The organism is Hymenobacter algoricola, assembly GCF_039539525.1.
GTDB classification, from domain to species: domain Bacteria; phylum Bacteroidota; class Bacteroidia; order Cytophagales; family Hymenobacteraceae; genus Hymenobacter; species Hymenobacter algoricola.
In genome coordinates this window covers 17,702-43,789 of sequence record NZ_BAABDH010000039.1, presented here as the reverse complement: position 1 = coordinate 43,789, position 26,088 = coordinate 17,702, and the positions used below count along the sequence as shown (strand labels likewise).

Sequence of the window (26,088 nt, the reverse complement as noted above, 5' to 3'; positions counted from 1 at the left end):
GCAGCGGCTCCTCATCTGAGGAGCCGCTGCTGTTGTCAGTGGTGTGCCTATCCGGGAGTGCTGTCCGGGGTCAGATTGTGCTTTCCAGCACGGCATTAAAAGTGCGGACTACCCGGGCGGCTTCCCCCAGAAATTCCGGGGCTTTCTCAATCTGATTGCCTACGACAATAACGTCTGCTCCGGCGGTCAGGGTTGCATGGGCTTTTTCGGCGGTGTTGATGCCGCCGCCAACGATAAGGGGAACGTCAACGGCCTGGCGCACGGCCCGAATCATGGGCGGCGACACCGGATACATGGCGCCGCTGCCCCCGTCGAGGTACATCAGGCGCAGGCCCAGCTGTTCCCCGGCCATGGCCGTGCAGGCCGCAATACCGGGCTTGTCGTAGGGCAGGGGCGTAGTGCCGCTCATGTAGCTGGCCGTAGTCTGCCGACCCGTATCCACGAGCATGTAGCCGGTGGGCAGGATCTGCAGGTTGCTGGCCCGCAGCAGCGGGGCCGCTATGACGTGCTGGCCAATCAGAAAATCGGGGTTGCGTCCCGAAATCAGCGACAACAGCAAGATGCCGTCGGCCTGGGTGTCGAGGTGGAGGCTGTGGCTGGGAAAGAGCAGCACCGGAATGGCACTCAGGCTCTTGATCAAACGAATGAGCGACGCCTGGCGAGCGGTCGTCACCAGGCTGCCGCCCATAAAAAAGTAATCTACTGCGTGGGTTTCGCTCAGCTGCAGCAAATGCCGGCAGCCCGCCTCATCCAGGTTGTCAGGGTCGAGGAGCACGGCCAGGGATTTCTGGCCGCGCGCCCGACGCTTACTTAGGGTTTCATAGAGGCTTGTGAGGCGCATCCGCTTCTTCGTGGTACGTAAAGTCGATATCCTTGGTCTCCGGCTCCGAGGTAGTGTAGGCGGGAGAAGTCGCAAGGTCGGGATTTTTGATCATAGGTAAATATTCCCCGACTTTTTTGGCCACGTAAGCCATGAGCACGGCCGAAACCTGTGCAATCAACATTTTGCCGGTATCAGACTGCAGAAACGACTGCAGGGCCGATGCCGCCAGGTTGGCCGCTTCCGATGAGGGCTTTTGATTGGCCGCCGCCTGGTAAGGAGCCGGCGTGGTGTTGGATTCGCGCCGCCACACGGGCTGGGAGGCAAACGGGTCGGCCGAGTCGGTGTGGTACACGTCGTGGGCCAGGTGCGCCCGCTCGTGGGTGGGGGCGGTGCGGCCCCGATCGTACTGGTGCTGTCCGGCCCCAAAGCCCAGGTCGTCGGCTACGGCCGTGTCGACGTCGGTGTGGAGCTGGGCGAAGTGCGCGCCTTTGTGGGTTTTCTTCTTGGATCGGGCCGGCTGCTGGTGGCGCAGATACTCCGCCTCGTGGTCTTCCTCATCGTCGAAGCGGGGTTTCTTCTTGCTGAAGGCTTTGGCAATCAGCCATACGCTCCCGGCCAGGCCCGCCCCGATCAGCGCATACTTGCCAACCTGCTGCCCTTTTTCCTTGATTTGGTCTACGTCGCCCAGCAGGGCCCGCTCGTACTCGAGCTTCTGGCGCTCCAGAAATTCCTTCTCATCCTCAAACAGGGGATTGTGCAGCTCAGCCATAAGTCAGGTTATGCTTGACGTTTGTCAGATTTGTAAATGGTGTTGTTCAGCAGCTTGTCGGCAATGCCCTGGAAGAGCTTCTTGTCAACTCCTACCAGGAAGATGATCAGCAGTACCAGATAGAAGCCCGCCACAATGCCAAAGCCCCAGTAGGGACTGTCCAGGGCACTGTTGAGGGCCAGGCCGGCGAAGATGCTCAGGAAAATAAGGAACAGCAGTCCAAACAGGCCCATGGCCGCGCCGTGGACGGTGCCCACGAAGGCGTTTTTTACTTTTTCCTGGGTTTCGAGGCGCACCAGATCAATGCGCGTGTCGAGGTAACCCATCAGGTTGCCGACAATACTGTCGTTGCGGGGCGTTTTGGTAGCGTCGTCGTCGTAAGCCATACGGCGGGGAGAAGAAAGGCGAAGAATAATGTTTAGAAGGGCAGCGGCCGAAAACAACGGGAAACGGTGTTTTTCGAGCCGTCCATTCCATACGGGAAAGTAGGCTTCGTGTCTGAAAAAGGCCTTACTTTTACTATATACTGCCGCGTTTTGAGTCAGAATCACTATCAGGTATTGGGCGTTTCAGCCACCGCGCCGGCGGCAGAAATAAAGGGGGCGTACAAGCGGCTGGCGGTACGCTTTCACCCCGACAAGCACGGGGGCAGCACCCAGTTTGAGGAGCAGTTCAAAGCCGTCAATGCCGCCTACCACGTGCTCGGCGACGCCACCCGCCGCGCCGGCTACGACTACCAGCTGCGGCAGGCGGCCCGCCGGGCCGACGAAGCCCGGCGCCAGCAGCAGTACGCGCCCCAGGCCCAGCAGGTGTACGGGGTGCCCATGCCCCCGCCGGCCCCGCTCCGCACCCGGCGCCCGGCCGGCGCGGCCGAGCGGCACTATCAGCGCATGCCCCGGCAGCGCGCCAAGTTCACCCGCCGCGACTACCTGCTCACGGCCGGCCTGTTCTTGCTGCTGCTGCTGTTTATGCTGTCGGTGAAGGTGACGATGGACCACGTGACGGCCGTGAGCAACTACGAGGACGGGGTGCGCGCCTACGCCCGGCGCGAGTGGAGCGCGGCCCACAGCTTTCTGACCGAGGCCCTGCACTTCAAGCCCCGGTACAGTGAGGCCCTGCGCCGTCGGGGCGAGCTGGAGCAGCTGATGTACCGCGACTTCCGCGCCGCCCGCGCCGACTACTCCGCGGCTCTGGCCGACAGCAAGTCGGTGCCGGAAACGGCCGGGCTGCTGTTTCGGCTGGGGCAGTGCCAGGCCAGCCTGGGCCGGCCCGACTCGGCGGAGCTGAGCCTGACCCGGGCCGTGACGCTGGACTCGACGCTGAGCGCGGCCTGGCTGGCCCGCGGGGAGCTGCGGCTGTTTGAGCTGCGCCGGTTTCCGGAAGCCGTGCACGACTTCAGCACCGGCCTGCGCCAGCGCCTGACGGCCCGGCAGCCCTTGTCGCTCAAGTACCTGACCTACCGTGGCCTGGCCTACTACAAGCAGCAGAATTTTGGGGCTGCCCGCACCGATTACCGGCAGGTGCTGGAAAACAGCCCGCGCAATGGGCAGGTGAATTTTCTGCTGGGGCGGCTGGCGCAGCAGGAGGGCAACCGGCCGGCGGCCTGCGAGTTTTTCCGGCGGGCCGGGAAGCTGGGGTATGTGTACGCGGCGGAAGCCTACCGAAAAAGCTGCCCGTAGGCCCGCCTATTGCCCGCCCGGAGGCTTTATTCCGCCACCAGCGGCAGGGTAAACAGGAAGATGCTGCCTTTGCCCGGGGCGCTTTCCACCCACAGCTGGCCGCCCTGGGCACTGATAAACTCCCGGGAGATGCTCAGCCCCAGCCCCGAGCTGCCCTGGCGCTGCCCGACGGAGGCGGGCAGCTCGGCAAAGCGCTGGAAGATGCGCTTATGGTACTCGGGCGCAATGCCCGGCCCCTGGTCGTGGATGCTGACGCGCACCATGTCGCCCCAAGGCACGGCGCGGAGCAGCAGTACCTCCCCGGGCGGGGAGTAGCGGATGGCGTTGGCCAGCAGGTTGATGAGCACCCAGGTGGTTTTCTCCACGTCGGCATGGGCCGTGGGCAGGGTGTCGGGCAGCTGGGTTTCGAGGCGCAGCTGCTTGTCGTCGAGCTGCGCACGCACGGTGTCGGTGGCGTAGCGCACCACGTCGGCCAGGGTCACGGGCTGCACGTTGAGCTTGATGTCGGCGCCGGCATCGAGGCGCGACACGTCGATGAGCTGGCCCACCATCTGGAGCAGGCGCTGGGTTTCCTCCCGGATGCCGCCGGCAATACGCTGCCGCTCCGCCGGGTCGGTACGCTCATCCTGGAGCAGCATCAGGCTGAGGTTGATGCTGGCCAGCGGCGTTTTGAGCTCGTGGGAGATGGTCGCCAGAAAGTTCGACTTCACCTGATCCAGCTTTTTGAAGTCGGACACATTGCGCAGGCAGAAGATGTGGCCCCCGGCGGCCGGCTTGCCCGGGGCCGGCACCACGGCTTCGATAGGGCTGATGCTGAGCTGGTAGTGCGGGGCCCTGATCTGGTGGGTAAAGGTGAAGATGGGGTCCGGCACGTTGTCGCCGGCCAGGTTGGCCTGGGCCAGCGGCACCAGCAGGCTGCGCACGGTTTCGTTGGTGCGGGCCACGTCCGCCGCCACGTGGCCCAGCAGCGCCGGCGCCGGCAGCCCGAGCAGGAAGCAGGCCACCGGGTTGGCCAGCACAATCACGCCGTGCTCATCGAGCAGCAGCAGCCCTTCGTCGAGGCTACGGACGAGGTTTTCCATGCGGTTGCGCTCCGTAAACAGCTCGGCCAGGGTGATGCGGCGGTCATCCTCGGCCTGGCTCAGCACGCGGTTGACGGCTGCCGCCACCGTGCCCACCTCGTCGCGCTTGCCCACCGCCACGCGGGTGGCCGTACCCGAGTCGGCCACCCGCTCCACGTCGACGGTGAGGCGGCGCAGGGGCCGCACCACCATGCGCGGCAGCCGCACCATCATGGTGATGCCCACGGCGGTGCCCGCCAGCAGAAAGGCCAGCACCGCCCCGCGGGCCGTGTTGAAGTCGGACTGCTCGATGCCCGGGGCGCCGGCTTCGAGGTGGCTGATGGTGAAAAAGGCGTAGCCGCCCAGCCCCAGCAGCAGCAGCAGCAGCAGGAAAACGCTGAGGCGGATTTTGTTCTTTAAGCTCATGGCTGGAAAAGCATAATGATGTAACTGGAACGCCAGGCAGGGCATGGGGCGCACCAAGCCAGGAACGAAGCATCTCGCTCGGGGGCGTCAGGCTAGTAGCTCAACGAAGCGGGAGAGACGCTTCGACAAGCGGACGCCAGATCAGGCATAACGGGTACTTTGGCAACGACCCGAGCGAGATGCTTCGGCTGCGTCTCGGCATGACCGTTCTGATGGAACCGGGCTACCCCTCCAGCCCGTACTCCTGCAGCTTGCGATACAGCGTGGTGAGGCCGATGCCGAGCCGCTTCGCCACGTCGGGCTTGTTGCCGGCCTGGTCGAGCATGATGCGCTGGATGTGGCGGGCCTCCACGGCCCGCAGGCTCTCGTCGTCGGGATTGGCGGTGAGGCCGGCACCGCGGGGGCGGGCGTGGAACTCGTCGGGCAGAAAGTCGGCGGCCAGGGGCTCATCGGCGGGGGCCAGGATGGCGGCGCGCTCCAGCACGTTCTTCAGCTCCCGCACATTGCCGGGCCAGTCGTAGTGCTGCAGCAGGCGCAGGCACTCGGCATCGAGGCCGGGCAGGCGCTTTTGCAGCCGGGCGGCGAAATACTGCAGGAAGTAGTCGGCCAGTGGGGCCACATCGGCGGGGCGGGCCTTGAGCGGGGGCACGGTGATGGTAAACACCGAGAGGCGGTAGTAGAGGTCGGGGCGGAAGCGGCCCTCGGCGGCCTCCGCTTTCAGGTTGCGGTTGGTGGCGGCCACCAGGCGCACGTTGACGGTGGTGGGCTTGGTGTCGCCGAGCTTGGTGAACTGCTGCATCTCCAGCACCCGCAGGAACTTGGCCTGCACGTTGAGCTCCAGCTCCCCGATTTCGTCCAGAAACAGCGTGCCGCCGTTGGCTTCCTCCAGCAAACCCTTCTTGTCGGTCAGCGCCCCGGTGAAGGCGCCCTTCTTGTAGCCGAACAGCTCCGATTCGAGCAGGTCCTTCGGAAAGGCTGAGCAGTTGACGGCCACGAACGACTTGAGCTTCCGCTCACTGGCCTGGTGAATGGCCTGGGCAAACAGCTCCTTGCCCGAGCCCGTGGGGCCTTCCAGCAGCACCGTGCTGTCGGTGGGCGCCACCTGCCGGGCCAGCTGCTGCACCCGCTTCAGCTCCGCCGACTCGCCAATCATGCTCTCGAACCGGTACTGCTGGCCTACCCTTCGCTCCAGCTCGATTACCCGCCGCCGCAGCCGCGCCTTTTCCGCCGCCCGCTCCACCACCACGATGAGCTGCTGCTCAAAGTCGCCCTTGGTGAGGTAGTCGAACGCGCCGGCTTTCATGGCCTGCACACCGTCGGGGATGGTGCCGAAGGCGGTGAGCAGCACGATTTCGGCCTCGGGGGCCTTGCTGCGGAAGCGGGGAATAAGGTCCACGCCGTGGCCGTCGGGCAGCTTCACATCGGAGACAACTACCAGCACGTCGGCGGCGTGCTGCTCCAGGGTTTCGAGGCCGCGGGTGGCGTCGGGGGCCTGCAACACCGTGTAGCCTTCCAGCTCCAGCACCCGGCCCAGGAGCTGGCGCAGGCGGGCTTCGTCGTCGATGATGAGCAGGGTTCCGGTGGGCATGGCATGGGCGGAATAGGGTGCGAAGCAAATGTAGAGCGAAGAAATTAGAGCGGGTCCTTTGAGCTTAGCTCCGCCGAATCTCCTCCTTGATATGCTCCACGAACTTCCCAAACTCCGGCTCGGATTCCACGTTCTCGTGCCACGCTAAGCCCATTTCGGCCAGGTTGTACTGGTGGTCTTTATGGATGGTGGCGCCGGGGAGGAGCTGGCCGGCGGCGTCCCGCTCGTAGCCCAGCAGCCAGAGGCGGTCGGCCAGGGCGGTGGTGGTCACGATGTCGTGGGAGACGATGATGACGGTGTTCAGCTCGTCCATCGTCGTCACTTCGAGGATGATCTTCTTTACCTCGTCGATCATGGCCACGTCGAGGCCGGAGAAGGGCTCGTCGAGCAGGATCAGGTGGTCGGAGCAGAGCAGCTGCTGGGCAATGGCGGCGCGCTGGCGCTGGCCGCCGGAAAGGTGGGCGGGGTACTTTTTACGATGCTGACTCAGGCAGAAGCGTTCCAGGTAGCTTTCCACCTGCTGGCGGGCCGCTTCGGGCTCGTGCTTGCGCTGGGCGGCCACGAGCAGGTTGTCGAACAGGGTGCGGTGGTCGAACAAAGGGTAGCGCTGCTGCACGAAGCCCACGGCCCCGGGGGCTACGGCCTGCTGCCCGACGCCTACCCGCACGGTGCCCCGGCTGGGGGCCAGCAGCCCGGCCATGATGCGGCAGAGCACCGACTTGCCGATGCCGGAGCGGCCGTAGAACCCCACGACCTGCCCCTGGCTCATGCCCGGCCGCACCACGTCGAGCACCTGGGCGTCGATGTCGCGCAGAATCACTTCGCCGTGGTAGCTCATCGAAACGCCTTCCAGGGTCAGGACGGGCTCTTTGTAGGAATAGGGAGTCATAGGTGGTGAGATGAGGAAGAAGTGAGACTGTGCGTTTGCGGGTAGTGACTTTAGTCACTTGTTGATTTGTTGACGCGGGTTGCCTTTTGCTTTAATCGGGTTGGGTTTGGTCTGTCGCGGGTTCACTTCTTCTTGTCGCGGGTTGGGTTTAAGCTGTCGCGGGTTGGGTTTGGTCTGTCGCGGGTTCACTTCTTCTTGTCGCGGACCCGCAACAGACCAAACCCAACCCGCAACAAGCATTTTACCAGCTACTTCGCCGCCGTCAGCACGGAATAGGGAAAGAACACCCGGCGCAACAGCACGAACACGTAGTCCTGAGCGGCGCCGGTGGCCAGGATGACGAGCTGGATGGCCAGCACCCCGTCGAGGTGGAGGTAGCGGTTCTGCTTGTAGAGCAGCAGCCCGATGCCGCCCTCCGACTGGTACAAGGTTTCAACCAGGGTAATCATGGTCCAGATGATGGCAAAGTTCTGGCGGACCACCTCCAGCATCTCATCGAGCTTGCCCAGCACTACTACCTCCAGAAAGCTGCGCCACTCGCTCATGCCCAGGGTGCGGGCGTGGTCCATTTCCTCCTGGGTGGTGGTCAGAATCACGCTGGTCATGCCCGTCACCAGATACACCGTGGCCCCGAAGATGAGCACCGAGAGCTTCACCTGGTGGCCCGAGCTGAGCAGCAGGGCCATGAAGAAGGTGAGGCCGGTGAGGGTGAGGTAGCGCATCTTGGAGGCCGCGTAGGCAATGGGCCGGAAGAAGGGCAGCGCCGTGAGGTAGGATATCAGCAAAGCCAAAATGGTAGCCACGCTCAGGGCCTGCAGGGCCGTGGTCATGCTGGCCCACAGCTCCTGAATCAGCCCCTGGGACGTAATTAAGTCGCGGAGGGAGCGGAAGACCTCGCCCAGCGAGGGGAACAGCTGCAGCGGATAGAACAGCCACAGCAGCAGCAAGACCAGCCCCTGCGCCGCCACCATCAAGAGGAAGGTGGCGCGGGGCGGCTGGGCGTTGGGGGTGAAGAGGGTTTTCATGGGAGGACCTCACCCCCGGCCCTTCTCCTTGGGGAGAGGGGTGTGTTCTGGGGTGGTTGAGAGGGAAGAGGTGAATGACAAAGTGAGATAACCGCCCAATGTGTCCGCGCCGCCGTGGTTCCCCCTCCCCCCAAGGAGAGGGGGCCGGGGGGGAGCTTAGTTGCCCAGCACGATTTCCACGCGACGGTTCTGGGCTTTGCCGTTCGGAGTCGTGTTGGAGGCTACTGGCGCGGTGGCGCCGTGGGCGTACACCTGCACCCGGCCGGCGGGGAAGGCGCTGGCACTCTTGGCTTCCAGCCAGTGCTCCACGGCCAGGGCGCGGTCCTCGCTGAGCTGCTGATTCTTCTGCGGGTCGCCGGCGTTGTCGGTGTGGCCGTGCACGGCCACTTTCAGGCGGCCGGCTACCACGAGGTCGTCGAAGAGCTGGCGGAGCTCCCGCTCGGCGGTGGGGGTGAAGGAGCTCTGGCCGGTGTTGAACTCGATGTTCCAGGCCCGCTTGCTCACGCTGCGGCGGATTTCGTCGTCGGCCGCAAACTGCTGGGTTTCGGCCGGGGCAATAGCTTTGCCCTTGTACTGAGCCTGGAGCTTTTTCAGGATGCTCAGGTCCAGCATGTCATCCAGGGGTACGTAGCTGGGCAGCTCCTTGGGGTAGAGCTTGCTCTGCACGTCGCCGAAGGTCTTGTACACGGCAGCGTAGATGTTGGTGCCGCCGTTGTCGAGCCCGAACAAAGTCAGGTTGTCGCTGAAGTTGAAGGCCTTGCTGCCGCCCAGCTCCACTACCTCGCCGTTGCGGTCGGCTTCGCTCACGCCTTTGTAGTACTTCAGCCAGTAGGCGCCGGGCTTGTCCTGGTCGCCATACACGGCGGCGGAGATGTCGGCGGCGCGGGCCAGGGCTTCGGGGTGGCTTTTCACCTGGTCGCCGGCCACGGCCATGGCCGTCATGATGCCTTCCACTTCCTTGGGGTGGGCATCGTACCAGCGCTTGGTGGTCACCATAATGTTGGGCATCTGGTTGGAGTAGTCCTTGGTCGAGACGATGTTGACCAGGCCGCCTTTCTGCTTGGCAATGTTCACGTCGCCGGGCGTCCAGGTAGCTACGCCGTCGGCTACCACGTCCACTTTCACCCCGGTGTCCTTGCCCTTCACGATTTTGGTGCGCTGCTCGGGCTTGCCGAGAATGTACTTTTCGGCGGCCACCAGGAAGTCGGAGGCGGCCATAAAGTTCACGGCCTCGGGGTCGTAGGTGGTTTCGTCGGGGTTGACCTTCAGGCCGTTGTCGGCGCACCATTTCAGGGCAATGTTCTGGTCGCCGTCGCGCAGGTAGCAGGCAATGGTTTTGCCCAGGGCCAGCTTGGGGTTGTCGAGCCATTCCTTGGGTCCCATCAGCTTGTCTTCGCCAAACGACTTGCCGCAGCTGTAGGGAATAACCTGCAGGCCGGTGCCGGCCTTGGCCAGCTGGGTCTGCACGGCCGAGAAGGCCGGCAGTCCGTCGCCCATAATGCTGACGATGAGGCCGGGCGCGTCGGGGTTAGACTGCAGATCCAGGGCATTTTTTACCAGGTCAGCCTGCATCTTGGCCACGTCGTCCTGGCGGATGATCTGCATATCGAGGCCGTTGGCCGCCATGGCCGAGCCGGTAGTGGTGCGGGGGCCGCCGTTGGCCAGCATGCCGGCCATCTGCGAGTTCCAGGCCATTACTTCCCAGGTGACCGGGGCGCCTTTCTCCGCCGGCGCCGTGCCCGGCAGCGGGGCCAGAGGTACCACGATGTTGGTCCGGGAGCCGGCGGCCACGGCCGGCAGCTCGATGGAGTTGAGCAGTACCGACTGGGTTTCGGCTTTTTTGAACACGGCGCCGCTGGATACCAGCTTGTTGATGCCGAAGTACAGGAGCACTGCCAGCAGCGCCCCGATTACGATTTTACCGCGAGTAGTCATGGTGGGTATTGGTTTTTCGTTGTTGGTTGTTGGTGAGCTGGCTCTGGACCGTCCTGCTTTATCTGGCGTCCGCGTAGCCGAAGCATCTCTACCGCTTCGTTGCAGTAGTAATTTCTTCCGTCTGTCATCCTGAGCGGCGCGTAGCAGAGCGAAGGGCCTGCCTCGGATATCTGACCAGCCGGGTTAGCTAATCCAAGCTCTTCTCTGCACCATTGGGCAGACGCAGCTCATTGCACAGGGCTTTGTAGTGCGAAAGAGGCAGGTCCTTCATTCCGCTGCGCTGCATTCAGGATGACAGAACCAATTCTAATCCAGCAAAGAGGAGTAGGCGTCGTTGGAGGCCTGGCGGGTGGTGGCCAGGCTTTGGGGAGCGGCGGGCTTCTCGTTGAGCACGGCGTTGAATTCGCCCTTCTGGTATTTCTCCAGCAGGCGCTGGCCCTTCTCGCTCATCACCCCGTTCTGGATGTCCATTTCCTTCACGAACTCCTGGCTGTAGCGCATGGCCTGCTTGATCTGGCCGAGCTGCTGGGCCATGTCCTGGGCCACCCGGTCGGTGGCCAGGTCGAAGAAGTACTTCTTGTCGGGGTCGCCGCGCAGGATGTTCATGGCGGCCCGCATGCCGGAGCTGGTGCGCTTCACCAGCGCGTACTCATCCTTGAGCAGGTTCACCTTGAACTTGCTGCCATCAATCTGCCGGAGCGCGGCCTTCAGAATCTGGCGCATCACTACCGTCACGTTGGCCGTGGTGGTGGCCATGGGCGTCAGGCGCTGGTTGTACTCCTGGAGCTGAGCGGCGCGGCTGGCGTAGGATTCGGCCATATCCTTCTCGCCCTGGCGGGTAGCAGCGTCAGCCAGGGCCAGATATTCTTTCATCTGGTCGGCGTTGGCGCCCATCTTCTTCTTCACCAGCTCGTGGGCGCCCTCAATATGGCCGACCTCGGCGTCCATCTTGCGGGCTTCCTGTTCGGTGTTTTTGATGTAGTCCTCCATGATGCCGATGGGGTCGGTGTTGACGAAGATGCCGGCTGCCGTGCGCAGAATCCGCTGCCCGGCGTACCACAGGCCCGTCTGAATCCGCTTGTTGGTGACCAGTAAAAACAGTGCGAACAGTCCGCCCAGCCCGATGCCCAGCTTCACCGTGTCAAAGACGATGTCGACGAGGAAGGGCAGGATGCGGCTCCAGAAGTACACGGCGGCGGCGGCGGCCCCGGCCAGGAAAACCCAGCCGGCAACTTTTTCCGGCTGCTGCCACTTGGGCAGCCCGTCGTTTTGGTCAGAGGGAAGAAGCGTGTTCATGGCATTAGGCGGTTGGAGTGGCAGAAGTGAGGAAAGACTGGGTGGCCTGGCGGTGGGCGTGCAGCTCGGCGGCCGCCGTGGCGTTGGCCAGCTCGTAGGAAGCCAGCGCGGACTGGGCCTTGTGGCGCTCCTGCTGGAGCTGCTGCTGGGCCGTGAGCAGCAGCTGACGCTTCTCTTCCAGCTGGTGGGTCAGCGCGGCCAGGTCGGCCTGCAGTTGCAGTTCCTGGTTGAGCAGCTGCACAATAGGCCCGGGCGGGGCATTGGGAATGCGGATGTCGCCGAGCTTTTCCTGGTGGCGTTCCAGCACCTTGTTGCGGTCGGCGGTGAGCTTGTGCTCAAACTGCTCGGCCGAAGCCAGCAGCGTAGGCAGGTCCAGCCCGGTCACGGCGGTGAAGGCGTTGAAAGCCGTCTGGTAGAGGATGGGGCCCGTCAGGCCGCTGGCGGCCATGCTCTTCACCATCTTCACAAAGGCCACGAAGTCCTTGCCGTCGCCGATCAGCAGGCCATTGATGTGGCTGAGGTGGCGCTGCTCCGCCTGGGTAACTACCGGGGCGGTGCTGTAAGTAGCCGCAGGAGGGCCGGCCGCCGCCGTGGTTGCCAGGTTGGGGAACGGCCGGGCGGCCGAAGCCGGGGCCGGCTGGCCTTCGCCTTCCTCGAGGAAGAAGTCTTTGGCCGCTTTGCCGAGGTTATCGAAGATGGACATGAGAGTGGGGTGACGTTTGGTGACCCCGCCCTACTGCCAATACCGGTGCCGCTTCCGGCTGCCAGTTCTGGTTTATTGCTTAAGTAGTTGTTTTATAACGTTTTGTATAGCAATGCTTCGATTCTGTTGAGAGAAATTCGGACTCGCTTTTTCAAAATGGAAAGCTTGATTTATCAAATCAGCAATCCGGTTGAGCCCCAAAACGCAAAAGCCCCGACCATCCGGCCTTGTCCTTACCCAAAACTCAGAAGCCCTCCCAACCTTGGGGCTGGGAGGGCTTTTTTGGGCATTTGCCTGGCTTGCTTGCCGCTTTTCAAAGAGTGTCAGCCGCCGAAAAAGGGACTTGTGTCACTTTGGGGAAGCCTGAAAAAGATTTGGGTAAGGACAAGGCCGGATGGCCGGGGCTCTGTGTTTGGAACAGTTCCTGAAAACTGGTGCGGCGCTTGGCTATTCCCGTACCACTCGCAGGGTTTTCTGCCACGCCTCACTGCCAGCGCCGCCGCCGAGTAGACGGACATACACGGTCCTCGCCTACTTGCTAGTGGTAGTACTGGTACTCAGGAGCACATTGTGAGGCGGCCGACGTGCCGACGCCGATGGTTATGGTCGTCCGAGTTGGGCCAGCGTTAGCTCAGCGGCTACACTTGGAGCCGGCCGGGCAGGAGCGTAGCAAGCAAGTCGTGCAAGAGTCCGAAAGTGAGGAGCTAAGAAATAAATACCTGAATTCTGCCCGCAACTCGGCTCTGCGCTTACTGCCTTTAAGACCCTTTACCCACCCCTGTCGTAAATCTTCAGTAAACGTCCGGAAAACAAAAGACCCTCTCTGCGGCTTGCAAAGAGGGTCTTCGTGGTAATGATTGGAATCGAACCAACGACACCAGCATTTTCAGTGCTGTGCTCTACCAACTGAGCTACATTACCAGCTCCTGGTCCCCCGAAGGCCATTGTAGCCGTTGGGGAGCACAAAAGTAGTAAACCCAGCCTTACCTACAAGTCTTCGGGTAAAAAAAATCTTTCCGGACCAAATTCTGGAATTTGTTATGCATAACGAGTATATTTCGGCCCCATCCCCAAACCTACCCTTTCCCGTGCACTTCTCTATTCAAAACCTTCTGTTTCTGTTGGTCGCCCTGGCCGGTTTCGGCCTGTTTGTGTGGCAGGCCCGGAAAGTGCGGGCCAACATCCTCGTCGGGCGCGACCAGGATATGTCCGGCCACGTGAGCGAACGGCTCACGAAGACGCTGCTCGTGGCTTTCGGTCAGCAGAAGATGTTTAAGCGTATCACGCCCGCCCTGCTGCACCTGATTGTGTACGTCGGCTTTCTGGTCATTAACATCGAGGTGATTGAAATCATGATTGATGGCCTGTTTGGCACGCATCGGGTCCTGCGCTTCCTGGGCCCATTGTACGACGTGCTGATGGCGACCAACGAAATTCTGGGCGCGCTGGTTATCGTGGCCGTGGCCGCATTCTGGTGGCGCCGCAACGCCAAGCCGCCCCTCAAGCGCTTCACCGGGCCCGAGCTGCGCGCCTGGCCCAAGCTCGATGCCAACGTGATTCTCTACGTCGAGGTGGTGCTGATGGCGGCGCTGTTCACAATGAATACCGCCGACCTGAAGCTACACCAGCTCGAAGGCGTGGACCTGCCGGGTTCTTTTCCCATCAGCAGCCTGCTCACAGGGCTGTTTCCGAGCAGCGTGGCCGCGCTGCACGTGCTGGAGCGCGTGGGCTGGTGGGCGCACATCGTGGGCATTCTGTGCTTTCTGAACTACCTGCCTTCCTCAAAGCACTTCCACATTATCATGGCGTTTCCGAACGTGTGGTACTCGCGGCTGGCGCCCCAGGGACAGTTTTCCAACGTCGACAGCATCACCCACGAGGTGAAGGCCATGATGGACCCAAGCTACGTGGTGCCGGCCCCGGCTACCAACCCCGACGGCTCGGCAGTGGCGCCTACGCCGTTTGGGGCCAAGGACGTGGACGACCTGGCCTGGACCAATCTGCTCAGCGCCTACTCCTGCACCGAGTGCGGCCGCTGCACCTCGGTGTGCCCGGCCAACCTGACGGGCAAGCTGCTCTCGCCGCGCAAAATCATCATGGATACGCGCGACCGGGTGGAGGAGAAGTATAACTCCCCGCTGATTTTCCATCCCAACCTGTACGGGGCCGAGGCCAAGCACGCTGAGCAGGAAACGCCCGATAAGGAAACCCACACGCTGCTGCGTGGCTACGTGACACCGGAAGAGCTCTGGGCCTGCACCACCTGCAACGCCTGCGTAGAAGCCTGCCCGGTCAACATCAACCCCCTGGAGTCCATCATCGAGATGCGCCGCTTCCTGGTGCTGGAAGAGTCGGCCGCGCCGAACTCGCTCAACGTGATGTTCTCCAACATCGAAAACAACGGCGCGCCCTGGGCCTTCTCGCCGTCCGACCGCTTCAACTGGGCCGACGACCTGTTCGTGACGGAGAGGAAGGTGGAAGTCAGAAGCTAGGAGTTGGAACTGCTCACTTCTTTCTTATGCCAAAATCTTCTGCCTGGCGAATGCCGGGTGCCCAACTTCTGTCTTCTATCTCCTGACTTCTAGCTTCTCAAAATATCATGGCTGAGCAACTTGCCAAGCGTTCCATCAACGTACCCCTCATGTCCAACCTGGCTGCGGCCGGGGAAGAGCCCGAAATCCTGTTCTGGGTGGGCTGCGCCGGGGCCTTCGACGACCGGTACAAACGCGTAACGCGGGCTTTCGTGCAGATTCTGGAGCACGTGGGCGTGAAGTACGCCGTGCTGGGTATGGAAGAAACCTGCACTGGGGACCCGGCCAAGCGCGCGGGCAACGAGTTCCTGTTTCAGATGCAGGCCATGCAGAACATTACCACCTTCGAGGGCTACGGCATCAAGAAGATTGTGACGGCCTGCCCGCACTGCTTCAACACCATCAAGAATGAATACCCTGCGCTGGGGGGCAACTACGAAGTCATTCACCACAGTACTTTCCTGCAGCAGCTCATCAACGAAGGCCGGGTGGGCATGTCGGGTGGCGGCGAGTTCAAGGGCCAGCGCATCACTTTCCACGACTCGTGCTACCTGGGCCGGTCCAACAACATCTACGAAGCCCCGCGCGACGTGCTGGCCACCCTCGATGCCGACCTGGTGGAAATGAAGCGTAGCAAAGCCAACGGGCTGTGCTGCGGCGCCGGTGGGGCGCAGATGTGGAAAGAGCCCGAGCCCGGCAAGAAAGACATCAATGTGGAGCGCACCGAAGAGGCGCTGGCAACGCTGGATGGCAACGCGGCGGCGCTGGCCAACCTGAACGGGGTGGAAAGCGGCAACGCCGGCGCCACGCCCGGCCCGCGCCAGGACCAGCGCGGCATCATTGCCGTGTCGTGCCCGTTCTGCATGACCATGATGAGCGACGGCGTCAAAAACAAGGACCGCGAATCCAGCGTGCAGGTTTTCGACATTGCCGAGCTGATTGCCACGGCGGAAGGCCTGAACGCGTAAAGGCCGGCCAACTGCCCGCCCTCGTCACAGCCCCGCCGGAACTTCCGGGCGGGGCTGTTTCTTTGTGAACTGGCCGGCCCGCGCCAGCCCGTTGGCCAGGCACCCACCTTCCACCCTTCTACCTCTCCCCAGCTATGTACGTTCCCTTCGACCACCTGCCGGATTCGGCCCGCATCTGGATTTATCAGGCCAATCGTCCGCTCACGGAGGCTGAGGTCACCGGGCTAGAGCCGGCCCTGGCCCGCTTCGCCGAAGCCTGGACCAGCCACGGCCGCACTCTGCAGGCGTCGGCGGCTGTGCTGCACCGGCAGTTCCTGATTATTGGCCTCGATGAAGCCGTGGCCGACGCCAGCGGCTGTTCCATCGATGCCTCCGTGCGCTTCGTGCGCGAGGTGGAGCAGGCAGTGGGGGTGGAACTGCTGGAAAAATCGCAGCTGGCCTTCCTCATCGACGGGCAGGTGCAGCTGCTGAGCCGTTCCGCGCTGCGGCCGGCCGTGGCGGCCGGAACCCTGACCCCGGAAACGCTATATTTTGATATTACGGTGGCGCAGCGGGCGCACCTGCAGCAGGCCTGGCCTGCGCCGGCCGCCGCGACGTGGCTGGCCAAATATTTCTAGGGTGGCCAAAAAGTCTGCCGTCTAGCAGGAATCCTAGGTAAACTTAGTATTATTGCTAGGCACAAGTTGGCCCAACTCAGCCCTTGCGCTGCCTTCCACTCCACCCCCCACTATCAACTCATGAGGAAATTAATGTTTGTATGCGCCGCGGCGGGTTCAGCTGCTCTGCTGAGTGGTTGTGCGGCTTCCGGCGGCCTGAGCAAAGCGGATAAGCGCTTTGCCCGCGGCGAATATGAAACCGCTATTGAGCTTTACAAGGCCGATGTCGCCGGCGGCAAGAACGTGGCCACCTCCAACTACCGGGTAGCGGAGGCGTACCGCCTGTCCAACCGCATCGAGCAGGCAGAGCCTTTCTATAAGGCGGCCGTGGATGGGGGAGTGAAAGTCGGGGAGGCTCCGTTCTACTACGCCCTGGCTCTGAAAGCCAACGGCAAGTTTGAGGAGGCCGCCACCCAGTTCGACGGCTACGCGCAGAATGGGGCCAACCGCACCCTGGCGGCCCGGGCGGAGATGGAAGCCAGGAATTCCCGCGCCGGCAACGAAATCGTGGCGATGCGGACCAACAACGAGATTATGGCGCTGGACCAGGTGAACTCACCCTCCTCCGACTTCGGCGCGACCATGATACCCGAAACCAGGGAGCTGGTATTTGCTTCCGGCCGCGAAGGTAAGAAGTACGCCGGCAACGGCGAAGGCTTCAACGACCTGTACGCCATCAAGTTCGACGATGCCGCCAAGATGACCGGCGGCTCCGTGCGCAAGCTCGAGCCCATCTTCAACAGCGAAGACAAGCACGAAGCCAGCGCCACCTATTCTCCGGACGGCAAGATGGTGGTGTTTGCCCGCTCCAACAACGGCTCCAAGAAAGGCTATCTGAGCGTGGATCTGTGGTCGTCGTTCTACAAGAACGGCGTGTGGGAGGAGCCCAAGCTGATCAACATCAACGACCGGACCGCCGACGACTTTTCCCCGGTATTCGCGCCCGATGGGCAGACGCTGTACTTCGCTTCCGGCCGCAAGGGCGGGCTGGGCGGCATCGACCTGTACAAAGCTACCGTTGGGCCGAACGGCCGCTTCACCCCCGCCGAAAACCTGGGCGACCAGGTCAACACGGCCGGCAACGACAACTTCCCGGCCCTGGCCCCCGATGGCACGCTGTACTTCTCCTCCGACGGACACGCCGGCCTGGGCAAGCTCGACATCTTCATGGTAGACAAGGGCAAGGTGAAAAACCTGGGGGCTCCCATTAACAGCAATGGCGACGACTTTGCCCCGTACTTCACAGGTAAAGACGTGGGCGTGTTCTCGTCGAACCGCGCCGGGGGCAAGGGCTCCGACGACCTGTACATGTTCCACAAGAAGCTGATCAAGCTGGTCACGTTTTACGCGGCTGGTACGCTGGTGGAGCGCAACGACAAAACCGGCGAAGTGCTGCCCGTCGCCAACGAAACCGTAACGCTGCTCAACAACGCGGGCCAGAAGCTGCAGGATGTAACCACCGGCCCCGACGGCAAATTCAGCATCAAGCTGGACACGGCCGCGGCCAGCTACGGGCTGCTCGCCGACCGCGACGGCTATTTTGCCGCCCGCAACTCGCTCAGCACCGTGGGCCGCAAGCCGACTCAGGATCAGCTGCCCAACGAGATGAACGACGTGACGGTACCCGTGACGCTGACGCTCACCAAGATTGTGAAGAACAAGGCCATCGTGGTGGACAACATTTTCTACGACTACGATAAGGCCGATATCCGCACGGATGCAGCCGTGGAGCTGGACAAGCTGGTGCAGACGCTGGTGGATAATCCCAAAATCACCATCGAACTGAGCTCCCACACCGACGCCCGCGGCAAGGACGCCTATAACATGACCCTCTCGCAGAAACGCGCGCAGTCGGCCGTCGACTACATCATCACCAAGGGCATCGACAAGAGCCGGATTACGGCCAAAGGCTACGGTGAAACCCGTCCGGTGCTGAAGACGGCCAAGACCGAGGACGAATTCCAGCGCAACCGCCGCACGGAGTTCAAAGTGACCAAAATCAACGAATAGCCGGCCAGATCAACAGGCAGGTGAAAAGCCCCGGCATTCCAGGATGCCGGGGCTTTTTGTGGCCGGCCGGGCCGGCCGCTTGGAGGCATTTTCAGCCGGAACCAGCCGGCTATGGCCAGGGTACTATCTGCGGGTGCGTTATGGCACAATCCTTGGCTTTGGCGGCCTACGAGGGCCGGCGAGCGGCTCTTACGAACGCTACCATTGCCATGAAAAAGGCACTACTCCTCAGCTTTAGCCTGCTGCTGGCTTTCGGCCTCCGGGCCGCGCCGGCCAACGTAACCTTCACCTCGGAGCGCGGCACTCCTTTCCGCCTCATCTTCGACGGCCGCCCGCTCACGCGCGGCGCGGCCCGGCAGGTGCATATCGACCGGCTCAGGCCCGGCTACCACACGGCCGAGTTCATGATTCCGACCGGCTACGGGCGCTTCCATACTTTCCGCACCCGCGTGTTTCTGGACCCCGGCCTGGAAACGAGCTTCGTGCTCATTACGCGCCCCGGCTACGCCCCGCTGCTGCGCAAAGTGGCCGCCGCCGTCCTGCATCCCGGCTACGGGGCCCCTGGTTACGACGACAACTACCCCAATGGCGGCTACCAGAACGGCCAGGACGGTTATAACGACAACGACGACTACCGCGGCAATGACGACCGGGGCGGCTACGATGGGCAAGACAACGGCAATCCTGGCGGGGACGACAGCGGACGGGACGATGGCCGCTATGGCAGCCAGTACCCGGGCGGCGGTTCCGGCCGCTACCGCGCAATGAGCCCGCAGGACGTAGAGGTGCTGGCCCAGACGCTGAAGCGCAACTCTTTCGACAGCAACCGGCTCAGTATTGCCAAGCAGGCCCTGGACCAGACCTATATCCAGGCCGATGACCTGAAGCGCCTGTTAGCTGGTTTTGACTTCGAGGCGTCGCGGGTAGAGCTGGCTAAATACGCCTATCCTCGGGTAGCCGACCGCCAGAACTTCTACCGCGTGTATGACGCGTTCGACTTTCAGTCGAGTGTGCAGGAAGTGCAGCGGGCCGTGGGCGGACCACGCTAGATGAATTTCAACCCAACAAAAAAGGCTTCTGCGCGGTGCAGAAGCCTTTTTTGTGGCAGAAAGGCCACCGCGGCTACCGCAGCCGGTCAATGGAGCGCACCAGCTGCTCGTCGCGACGGATGAAGCGGTTGGCCAGCAGGTTGAGCATCAGCGCCAGGGTAGGCAGGTAGAAGCCGGCTTCGAAGGTGCCGGGGATTTTCACGTTGAGCATTTTCTCGCCCACCCCCGAAAAGTAGAACATGGCGCCGATGGTGGCCACGATGAGCAGGAAGTTGAGGATGCCCAGCTTGAGCTGCATGAAGCGGTTGCGGAACTGCGAAATCTCGAACAGCGCCACGGCGGCCGAGGCCACGGCCAGCACGGCAATAAGGTAGGTGGGCGTCGGCACGGACATGCCCGCATCGGCGTGGGCGTAGGTGAGCTTGGTGGCGGTGAGCACCAGCTCCTGGTTGCTGAGCGGGTCGAGCTTGCTCCAGATAGGCAGGAAGACGACGCTGAGCATGGTCAGGGCCAGCAGTAGCAGAAACACGCTTTGAATTCTTTGTATCATCTTTGTGGTTAGTTCAGTTCGGCTTGGCCCCAAAAACGGCCGGCCGGCAAAAGTAGCCAACAACGACCGGAATAACCGCATTTCAACCTAATGCAAACTGCTTATATCGTGGACGCCGTCCGCACCCCAATCGGCAAATTCGGGGGCGCGCTCGGCAGCGTACGTCCCGACGATCTGGCCGCGCACGTGCTGCGCGAGCTGCTCCGCCGCAACCCTTCCCTGGATAAAGCCGCCGTTGAAGACGTGATTATGGGTGCCGCCAACCAGGCCGGCGAAGACAACCGCAACGTGGCCCGCATGGCCGGGCTGCTGGCCGGGCTGCCCATCAGCGTGCCCGGCATCACCGTAAACCGCCTGTGCGCCTCGGGCCTGCAAAGCATTATTGATGCCTCGCGGGCCGTGCGCTGCGGCGAGGGCGACGTGTACCTGGCCGGGGGCGCCGAAAACATGACCCGGGCTCCGTTTGTGATGGCCAAGTCGGAAACGGCGTTTGGCCGCGAGCTGACGGCCCACGATACCACCCTGGGCTGGCGCTTCACCAACCCCAAGCTCTCCAAGCTGCATCATCCCTACACGATGGGCGAAACGGCGGAAAACGTGGCCCGCAAGTACGGCATCACCCGTTTCGAGCAGGATGAGTACGCCTTCAACTCCCAGCGCAAGTACCAGCGGGCCCTGGAAAAAGGCCGCTTCCGCCGCGAGATTGTGCCGGTATTCGTGGCCAACCCGAAAGGCGATACGGCTCTGTTCGATGCCGACGAGCCGCCGCGCCTGTCGTCGATGGAAAAGCTGGCCAGCATCCGGCCCGCCTTTCAGCCCGTGGATGGTACCGTGACGGCCGGCAACTCCTCGGGCATCAACGACGGCGCGGCCGCGGTGCTGGTGGTAAGCGAAGAGGCGCTGAAGCGCTACAACCTGAAGCCCCTGGCCCGCATCGTGTCCACGGCCGTGGCGGGCGTCGATCCGGCGCTGATGGGTATCGGTCCGGTGCCGGCCACCCTCAAGGCGCTGCAGCGCGCCGGGCTGACCATCAATGACCTGGACCTGATTGAGCTGAACGAGGCCTTTGCTGCCCAGACCATTGCCTGCCTGCGCGACCTGGAGCTGGACCCGGAAAAAGTAAATGTCAACGGCGGCTCCATTGCCATCGGGCACCCGCTCGGGGCCAGCGGCGCCCGGATTACGGCCACGCTGCTCCACGAGATGCAGCGCCGCGAAGGCGTGCGCTACGGTCTGGCGACGCTGTGCGTGGGCGTCGGCCAGGGAGCCGCCATGATTTTCGAAAAGCTCTAGGCCCTTGACTTCTTCCGTCGCCCCCGCAACTATCCTGCGCCCGACCCTGGCCTTGTCGGTGGCGGGGGCGCGGCTGCGGCCCTGGGCGGTGGCGGATGCGGCGAGCCTGACGACCCAGGCCAACGACCGGGGCGTGTGGCAGAATCTGCGGGACGTGTTTCCCTACCCTTACTCTTTGGCCGACGCGCAGGGCTACCTCCGCTTCGTGTCGGCCCCGGATTCGAGCGACATTCACCTGGCTTTCGAGGTCGACGGGGCGGCGGTAGGCAGCATCAGCATCCTGTTTCAGGCCGATGTGCACCACCGCAGCGCCGAAATCGGGTACTGGCTGGGGCGGGCCCACTGGGGCCGCGGCATTGCCACGGCGGCGGTGCAGGCCGTGTCGGATTACGCCTTTGCATACTTCGACATCTGCCGGCTTTACGCCTCGGTGTGCGACCGGAATGAAGGCTCAGTACGGGTGCTCCTCAAGGCCGGCTACGAGCTGGAGGGCCGGCTGCGCCAGAGTATTACCAAGAACGGAGAGACGATGGACGCACTTTTGTTCGCTTCGCTCAAATTCTGAATGTTGAATTCTGAATGTTGAATTTCCGCCCGACCTGCCGGGGCCGGAACTGTTCATTATTCCGAGTAATTCAGAATTCATTATTCACAATTCAGAATTCCAGAAAGTGCGCTACTTCCTTCATCTGGCCTACGACGGCACGCTCTACCACGGCTGGCAGGTGCAGCCCAATACGCTTACCGTGCAGCGGGAAGTGGAGCGCTGCCTGACCCAGGTGCTGCGCCAGCCCATCAGCACGCTGGGCAGCGGCCGCACCGATACCGGCGTGCACGCCAGCCATCAGGTCCTCCACTTCGATGCCGAGCTGCCCGCCGGCCTGGACGAGGCCACGGTGGTGTACCGCCTGAACCGGGCGCTGCCCAAAGACATTGCCACCCGCCTGCTGCACGAAGTACCGGCGCGGGCCCACGCCCGCTTCGACGCCGAGGCCCGCACCTACGAGTACTACGTGCGCACCGTGCCCGACCCGTTCGGCGTCAACCACAGCCTGTACCTGGACCGCCATCCCGACGTGGCGGCCATGAACGAGGCGGCGGCCAGCCTGATCGGCTCGTTCGATTTTACCAGCTTCTCCAAAGTGAAGGGCGGCGTCGACCACTACGTGTGCAACTGCTACGAAGCCGGCTGGCACGAGGTGCCCGGCGGGCTGATGTTCCGCATCCGGGCCAACCGCTTCGTGCGCGGCATGGTGCGGCTGGTGGTGGGCACGCTGCTGGCCGTGGGCCGGGGCAAAATCACGGCGGCGCAGTTCAAAGCCATTCTGCTGGCCCAGAGCCGGATAGACGCCGGCAGCGCAGCCCCGGCCCAGGGGCTGTTTCTGAGCCGGGTGGAGTACCCCGCGGGGCTGGTGCCCGAAGCCGCGGCCCCGGTAGGAATGCCGTATTTTGCGGGCCGGCCGCGCTAAGCCGGCTGCAACCTGCGGCGGCCTTCGGGAGTTACTCCGGCAGCGCGTCCTTTTCTGATTAACCTGACCCCTCCGTGGAGCAAGCAACCAAGGCTACCAAAACCGGCAATATCTTCGACTGGCAGGTGCTGAGCCGCCTGATGCAGTACGTGCGGCCCTACCGGCGCGTATTCTACTTCCTGATTTTCCTGACCGTGGCCACCGCCGCGCTGGGTACGCTGCGCCCCTTCCTGATTCAGCAGATGGTCGACGTGAGCATCGAGGAGGGCGACATGCTGGGGCTGAACAAGATGTTTGGGCTGCTCCTGATTTTGCTGGTGGCCCATGCCCTGGTCAGCTATCTGCAAACCTACTTCGGCGGCTGGCTGGGCCAGTACATCGTGCGCGACATCCGCGTGGACCTCTACCAGCACATCCTCGATCTGCGCCTGAAGTTCTTCGACCGGACGCCCATCGGCGTACTCGTCACCCGCAACATCTCCGACGTGGAAACGCTGTCCGACGTGTTCAGCGAAGGGCTGGCGGCCATGATTGGCGACATCCTGCAGCTGGTGTTCATCATGGCCTTCATGTTCTACATCGACTGGCGCCTGACGCTGGTGAGCCTGTCGGTGATTCCGCCGCTGCTGTTCAGCACCTACGTCTTCAAGGAGAAGGTCAAGAAGTCGTTTCAGGAGGTGCGCACCGCCGTGGCCAACCTGAACTCCTTCGTGCAGGAGCACCTGACGGGCATGAACGTGGTGCAGATCTTCAACAACGAGGAGCGCGAGCTTACCAAGTTCAAAGCCATCAACCAGGAGCACACCCGGGCCAATATCCGCTCGGTGCTCTACTACAGCGTCTACTTCCCGGTGGCCGAGGTGCTGGCCGCCGTCGGCGTGGGGCTGCTGGTGTGGTACGCCGCCCAGGGCCAGATTGAGGGCTCCATTTCCAAGGGCGCCCTCATTGCCTTTATCATGTATAACGCCCTGTTTTTCCGGCCCATCCGCCAGATTGCCGACCGGTTCAACACCCTGCAGCTGGGCCTGGTGAGCACCGAGCGGCTGCTCAAGCTCCTCGACAGCAAGGAGCTCATTGCCGACAACGGCGCCTACGCCCCGGCCACCATCCGCGGCGACGTGAACTTCGACCACGTCTGGTTTGCCTACAACGATGAGGAATGGGTGTTGCGCGACGTAAACTTCGACGTGAAGGCGGGGCAGACCGTCGCCTTCGTGGGCGCCACCGGGGCGGGCAAAACCAGCATCATCAACCTGCTCAGCCGCTTCTACGAAATAAACAAGGGTACGATTTCCATCGACGGCCACGACCTGCGCGAGTACGACCTCAAGGAGCTGCGCCGCCACATCGGCGTGGTGCTGCAGGACGTGTTTCTGTTTGCCGGCACCATCAAGGACAACATCACGCTCGGCAGCCGAGACATTACCGAGGAGCAGATCTGGGCCGCCGCCGACCTGGTCGGGGCCCGGCGCTTTATCGAGCGGCTGCCCGGGGGCCTGGAATACCCGGTGATGGAGCGCGGCGCCACGCTGTCGGTGGGGCAGCGCCAGCTCATCAGCTTTGTGCGGGCCATGGTGTACCAGCCCCGCATTATTATCCTGGACGAAGCCACGTCGTCGGTCGACTCCGAAACCGAGGAGCTGATTCAGCAGGCCATCGAGAAGCTGATGCAGGGGCGCACCTCGCTCGTCATTGCCCACCGCCTGAGTACCATTCAGAAAGCGGACCGCATCATCGTGCTCGACCGGGGCGAAATCAAGGAGTCGGGCACGCACGAGGAGCTGCTGCGCCACGGCGGCTTCTACCAGCAGCTCTACCAGATGCAGTACAAAGACGCGGCGGCTATCTAAGCGCTTAGACAGCAGAGCTTAGAGCCTAGACCCATTGCAGGATTATCGGCCAAGCTCTGCCACCTAAGCGCTACTTTCTCAGCTTTACTATCTCAGTTCTAAGCACTCCAAAAATGACCCGTTGGCTTTTCATTGTTGCTCTGCTTATTGCCTTTGGCTTCGCCGGGGTTTACACTTATCTGGGCGGCTTCCGCACCGCTGCCGTCACGCTCGAAACGACGACGCAGCCCATCTTCCTGGCCGGCCGCTACTTTGCCGGCCGCGTGAGCAGTGACCAGTTTGGTCCCCTGTTCCGGCAGGCCCAGCAGCTGCACCAGAGCAATCAGCTCCGCGGCGACCTGGCCAACATCTACTACAACGACCCCGCCGCCGCCGACGACTCCGTGCAGGCCTTCGTGGGCCTGGTGGTGGCCGATACGATTTCCCAGCAGCTGCCCACCGACTACCGCTACCGCGTCTTCGCCGCCGGCCAGCGCGTGGTGCACGCCCGCATTCAGGCCAGCTACATGGTGGCCCCTGATAAGCTCTACAGCGGCGTGAAAACCTTTGCCGAAAAGCAGCAGCTTAAGCTCCGACACCACTACCTGGAGCGGTTTGGAGCCGACGATAAAGCCCAGGTGCTGGCCGTAGTGAAGTAGGTCTGGGCACAAAAGCCGCCGGCTTGCCCGCGTGGCAGCGAAGAAGCCGGTAGTCAAGATAAAGTCGTACTTAGTTGCCCAAGTGGAAGGAGGCACCGAGCGTAAGGTTTTGCAGTCCAAAATTGGCGGCGAAGTTACTGCTGGTGCTCTTGCCCTCCGAGCGTGCTGGCGCGAGTACCTGGGAGGTAGAGGTGATTTTGGTATAGCTCAGGCTGCCCAAGGTTAGCTCCAGCCCAAGCTTCGCGGTAGGGAAATACACGAAGCCCGGGAGTATACTCGCGTAGCCGCCGCTGCCCTTGGTAGTGCGGGAGACAAAAAAAGGCGGGTCACCAGTAGTCTCCTCGGTGCTGCGCTGGTAACCGCCGGACAACTGCCCGTAAAACCCTGCTTTTTCTCCCACCATGTGATAGTAGCGCACGAAAGGCCCAAAGCTCAGCCGTTTGAGAGTTTCCTTAGTTGCAGAGGTTTGGATGATGCCAGGACTGGTATACATGTCCTGGGAGTAATTATTCTTACCCGACGAAAGACCAGCATTAAGCCCAACCACAAGGTTGTCGGCGATGAAAAAGCCTGCCTGCGAGCCAACTGCAATGCTGCTGCCGCTGCTCTGGCCCGGTAGAGCCGGGGTACCAGGAATAGCAGTGGTCGTATTTTCGGTTTTGCCGCTGGAATAGCCGATTGAGCCACTCAGCAGGACCGTGCGTTCTTTGGTTTGGGCTTGGGCCACACTGATGGTTGCGCCGGCTAGCAGCGCACTCAGCGCGAGTTTTTGCATTGTCATATAAGGGATGGATTAGGGAAAGTAGGCTGCTAACGCGCTGTTACTACAGTTTATTAGCACCGGCAAGCAGATATATTATGTATAGCGGAAACCTAGCAG

Annotated in this window: 23 protein-coding genes and 1 tRNA gene; 11 read left to right on the top strand and 13 right to left on the bottom strand. The window is 62.5% G+C overall.

The window, feature by feature from the left end; all coding sequences use genetic code 11:
* Nucleotides 1-70: 70 nt before the first annotated feature.
* Genes ABD842_RS11065 through ABD842_RS11055 form a run of 3 tightly spaced genes read right to left on the bottom strand, consistent with a single transcriptional unit; the run spans nt 71 to nt 1,978 of the window.
* Nucleotides 71-841: a geranylgeranylglyceryl/heptaprenylglyceryl phosphate synthase gene (locus ABD842_RS11065; RefSeq protein WP_345113468.1), complete on the bottom strand. Its 771-nt coding sequence runs from the start codon at nt 839-841 to the stop codon at nt 71-73.
* Nucleotides 819-1,592 carry a hypothetical protein gene (locus ABD842_RS11060; protein WP_345113465.1) on the bottom strand — a complete coding sequence of 258 codons (774 nt, stop codon included), beginning with the start codon at nt 1,590-1,592 and terminating at the stop codon, nt 819-821. Before ABD842_RS11060 ends, ABD842_RS11065 begins: the two co-directional genes overlap by 23 nt.
* An 8-nt stretch (nt 1,593-1,600) precedes the next feature.
* Entirely contained in the window at nt 1,601-1,978 is a 378-nt protein-coding gene (locus ABD842_RS11055; protein WP_345113462.1) for a phage holin family protein, read from the bottom strand.
* A 150-nt stretch (nt 1,979-2,128) separates the two neighbouring features.
* Here ABD842_RS11055 and ABD842_RS11050 point away from each other — a divergent pair, with 150 nt between their 5' ends.
* Complete coding sequence (locus ABD842_RS11050) at nt 2,129-3,271, top strand: J domain-containing protein (RefSeq protein WP_345113459.1); 1,143 nt, start codon at nt 2,129-2,131, stop codon at nt 3,269-3,271.
* A gap of 26 nt (nt 3,272-3,297) precedes the next feature.
* On the opposite strand, the gene ABD842_RS11045 is transcribed toward ABD842_RS11050, so the two are convergent.
* The 8 genes from ABD842_RS11045 to ABD842_RS11010 all read right to left on the bottom strand — a co-directional run bounded on the left by ABD842_RS11045 (nt 3,298) and on the right by ABD842_RS11010 (nt 13,115).
* Nucleotides 3,298-4,758 (bottom strand): HAMP domain-containing sensor histidine kinase, encoded by a 1,461-nt coding sequence (locus tag ABD842_RS11045; RefSeq protein ID WP_345113457.1) that lies wholly within the window; start codon nt 4,756-4,758, stop codon nt 3,298-3,300.
* Nucleotides 4,759-4,981: 223 nt separating this feature from the next.
* Nucleotides 4,982-6,346, bottom strand: coding sequence for a sigma-54-dependent transcriptional regulator (locus ABD842_RS11040; RefSeq protein ID WP_345113454.1), 1,365 nt, complete (start codon nt 6,344-6,346; stop codon nt 4,982-4,984).
* 64 nt (nt 6,347-6,410) lie between these two features.
* Nucleotides 6,411-7,235, bottom strand: coding sequence for an ATP-binding cassette domain-containing protein (locus ABD842_RS11035; protein ID WP_345113451.1), 825 nt, complete (start codon nt 7,233-7,235; stop codon nt 6,411-6,413).
* Between the two features lie 248 nt (nt 7,236-7,483).
* Nucleotides 7,484-8,260 carry an ABC transporter permease gene (locus ABD842_RS11030; protein WP_345113448.1) on the bottom strand — a complete coding sequence of 259 codons (777 nt, stop codon included), beginning with the start codon at nt 8,258-8,260 and terminating at the stop codon, nt 7,484-7,486.
* A 156-nt stretch (nt 8,261-8,416) separates the two neighbouring features.
* Nucleotides 8,417-10,195: an OmpA family protein gene (locus ABD842_RS11025; RefSeq protein WP_345113445.1), complete on the bottom strand. Its 1,779-nt coding sequence runs from the start codon at nt 10,193-10,195 to the stop codon at nt 8,417-8,419.
* 306 nt (nt 10,196-10,501) lie between these two features.
* Nucleotides 10,502-11,491, bottom strand: a complete 990-nt coding sequence (locus ABD842_RS11020; protein WP_345113443.1) for a hypothetical protein — start codon at nt 11,489-11,491, stop codon at nt 10,502-10,504.
* 4 nt (nt 11,492-11,495) lie between these two features.
* A complete protein-coding gene (locus tag ABD842_RS11015) occupies nt 11,496-12,194 on the bottom strand; it encodes a hypothetical protein (protein WP_345113441.1) in 699 nt (232 codons plus the stop codon).
* Between the two features lie 848 nt (nt 12,195-13,042).
* Nucleotides 13,043-13,115: transfer RNA gene (locus tag ABD842_RS11010), tRNA-Phe, on the bottom strand.
* A 167-nt stretch (nt 13,116-13,282) separates the two neighbouring features.
* On the opposite strand from ABD842_RS11010, the gene ABD842_RS11005 reads away from it, so the two are divergent.
* The 5 genes from ABD842_RS11005 to ABD842_RS10985 all read left to right on the top strand — a co-directional run bounded on the left by ABD842_RS11005 (nt 13,283) and on the right by ABD842_RS10985 (nt 19,408).
* Nucleotides 13,283-14,686 (top strand): 4Fe-4S dicluster domain-containing protein, encoded by a 1,404-nt coding sequence (locus tag ABD842_RS11005; protein ID WP_345113438.1) that lies wholly within the window; start codon nt 13,283-13,285, stop codon nt 14,684-14,686.
* Between the two features lie 149 nt (nt 14,687-14,835).
* Nucleotides 14,836-15,693 (top strand): (Fe-S)-binding protein, encoded by an 858-nt coding sequence (locus tag ABD842_RS11000; protein WP_345113991.1) that lies wholly within the window; start codon nt 14,836-14,838, stop codon nt 15,691-15,693.
* Between the two features lie 134 nt (nt 15,694-15,827).
* Nucleotides 15,828-16,310 (top strand): hypothetical protein, encoded by a 483-nt coding sequence (locus ABD842_RS10995; RefSeq protein ID WP_345113435.1) that lies wholly within the window; start codon nt 15,828-15,830, stop codon nt 16,308-16,310.
* Nucleotides 16,311-16,430: 120 nt separating this feature from the next.
* Nucleotides 16,431-18,359, top strand: a complete 1,929-nt coding sequence (locus tag ABD842_RS10990) for a CHU_0125 family OmpA-like outer membrane integrity protein (RefSeq protein ID WP_345113432.1) — start codon at nt 16,431-16,433, stop codon at nt 18,357-18,359.
* Between the two features lie 140 nt (nt 18,360-18,499).
* Complete coding sequence (locus tag ABD842_RS10985) at nt 18,500-19,408, top strand: proline and serine-rich protein 1 family protein (RefSeq protein ID WP_345113429.1); 909 nt, start codon at nt 18,500-18,502, stop codon at nt 19,406-19,408.
* Between the two features lie 73 nt (nt 19,409-19,481).
* Here ABD842_RS10985 and ABD842_RS10980 read toward each other — a convergent pair whose 3' ends face one another.
* The gene (locus ABD842_RS10980; protein WP_345113426.1) at nt 19,482-19,958 is read right to left on the bottom strand and encodes a DUF4293 domain-containing protein; all 477 of its coding nucleotides are present in this window, start codon (nt 19,956-19,958) and stop codon (nt 19,482-19,484) included.
* 90 nt (nt 19,959-20,048) lie between these two features.
* Between ABD842_RS10980 and ABD842_RS10975 the strand changes: the two genes are divergently transcribed.
* The 5 genes from ABD842_RS10975 (at nt 20,049) to ABD842_RS10955 (ending at nt 25,208) form a co-directional block, all read left to right on the top strand.
* A complete protein-coding gene (locus ABD842_RS10975) occupies nt 20,049-21,251 on the top strand; it encodes a thiolase family protein (RefSeq protein WP_345113424.1) in 1,203 nt (400 codons plus the stop codon).
* 4 nt (nt 21,252-21,255) lie between these two features.
* Nucleotides 21,256-21,816 carry a GNAT family N-acetyltransferase gene (locus tag ABD842_RS10970; protein WP_345113421.1) on the top strand — a complete coding sequence of 187 codons (561 nt, stop codon included), beginning with the start codon at nt 21,256-21,258 and terminating at the stop codon, nt 21,814-21,816.
* A gap of 106 nt (nt 21,817-21,922) precedes the next feature.
* The gene (gene truA, locus ABD842_RS10965; protein ID WP_345113419.1) at nt 21,923-22,720 is read left to right on the top strand and encodes a tRNA pseudouridine(38-40) synthase TruA; all 798 of its coding nucleotides are present in this window, start codon (nt 21,923-21,925) and stop codon (nt 22,718-22,720) included.
* 140 nt (nt 22,721-22,860) lie between these two features.
* On the top strand, nt 22,861-24,570 hold the full coding sequence (locus ABD842_RS10960) for an ABC transporter ATP-binding protein (protein ID WP_345113988.1): 1,710 nt from the start codon (nt 22,861-22,863) through the stop codon (nt 24,568-24,570).
* A gap of 113 nt (nt 24,571-24,683) precedes the next feature.
* Nucleotides 24,684-25,208 (top strand): hypothetical protein, encoded by a 525-nt coding sequence (locus tag ABD842_RS10955; protein ID WP_345113417.1) that lies wholly within the window; start codon nt 24,684-24,686, stop codon nt 25,206-25,208.
* 70 nt (nt 25,209-25,278) lie between these two features.
* Here the strand turns inward: ABD842_RS10955 and ABD842_RS10950 are convergent, their stop codons facing one another.
* On the bottom strand, nt 25,279-25,983 hold the full coding sequence (locus ABD842_RS10950) for a hypothetical protein (RefSeq protein WP_345113415.1): 705 nt from the start codon (nt 25,981-25,983) through the stop codon (nt 25,279-25,281).
* Nucleotides 25,984-26,088 lie beyond the last annotated feature (105 nt).

Coding starts and splice junctions, on each gene's coding strand:
- ABD842_RS11065 (WP_345113468.1), bottom strand. CDS start 841: ATGCGCCTCACAAGCCTCTATGAAACCCTAAGTAAGCGTCGGGCGCGC.
- ABD842_RS11060 (WP_345113465.1), bottom strand. CDS start 1,592: ATGGCTGAGCTGCACAATCCCCTGTTTGAGGATGAGAAGGAATTTCTG.
- ABD842_RS11055 (WP_345113462.1), bottom strand. CDS start 1,978: ATGGCTTACGACGACGACGCTACCAAAACGCCCCGCAACGACAGTATT.
- ABD842_RS11045 (WP_345113457.1), bottom strand. CDS start 4,758: ATGAGCTTAAAGAACAAAATCCGCCTCAGCGTTTTCCTGCTGCTGCTG.
- ABD842_RS11040 (WP_345113454.1), bottom strand. CDS start 6,346: ATGCCCACCGGAACCCTGCTCATCATCGACGACGAAGCCCGCCTGCGC.
- ABD842_RS11035 (WP_345113451.1), bottom strand. CDS start 7,235: ATGACTCCCTATTCCTACAAAGAGCCCGTCCTGACCCTGGAAGGCGTT.
- ABD842_RS11030 (WP_345113448.1), bottom strand. CDS start 8,260: ATGAAAACCCTCTTCACCCCCAACGCCCAGCCGCCCCGCGCCACCTTC.
- ABD842_RS11025 (WP_345113445.1), bottom strand. CDS start 10,195: ATGACTACTCGCGGTAAAATCGTAATCGGGGCGCTGCTGGCAGTGCTC.
- ABD842_RS11020 (WP_345113443.1), bottom strand. CDS start 11,491: ATGAACACGCTTCTTCCCTCTGACCAAAACGACGGGCTGCCCAAGTGG.
- ABD842_RS11015 (WP_345113441.1), bottom strand. CDS start 12,194: ATGTCCATCTTCGATAACCTCGGCAAAGCGGCCAAAGACTTCTTCCTC.
- ABD842_RS11000 (WP_345113991.1), top strand. CDS start 14,836: ATGTCCAACCTGGCTGCGGCCGGGGAAGAGCCCGAAATCCTGTTCTGG.
- ABD842_RS10995 (WP_345113435.1), top strand. CDS start 15,828: ATGTACGTTCCCTTCGACCACCTGCCGGATTCGGCCCGCATCTGGATT.
- ABD842_RS10990 (WP_345113432.1), top strand. CDS start 16,431: ATGAGGAAATTAATGTTTGTATGCGCCGCGGCGGGTTCAGCTGCTCTG.
- ABD842_RS10985 (WP_345113429.1), top strand. CDS start 18,500: ATGGCACAATCCTTGGCTTTGGCGGCCTACGAGGGCCGGCGAGCGGCT.
- ABD842_RS10980 (WP_345113426.1), bottom strand. CDS start 19,958: ATGATACAAAGAATTCAAAGCGTGTTTCTGCTACTGCTGGCCCTGACC.
- ABD842_RS10975 (WP_345113424.1), top strand. CDS start 20,049: ATGCAAACTGCTTATATCGTGGACGCCGTCCGCACCCCAATCGGCAAA.
- ABD842_RS10960 (WP_345113988.1), top strand. CDS start 22,861: ATGCAGTACGTGCGGCCCTACCGGCGCGTATTCTACTTCCTGATTTTC.
- ABD842_RS10955 (WP_345113417.1), top strand. CDS start 24,684: ATGACCCGTTGGCTTTTCATTGTTGCTCTGCTTATTGCCTTTGGCTTC.
- ABD842_RS10950 (WP_345113415.1), bottom strand. CDS start 25,983: ATGCAAAAACTCGCGCTGAGTGCGCTGCTAGCCGGCGCAACCATCAGT.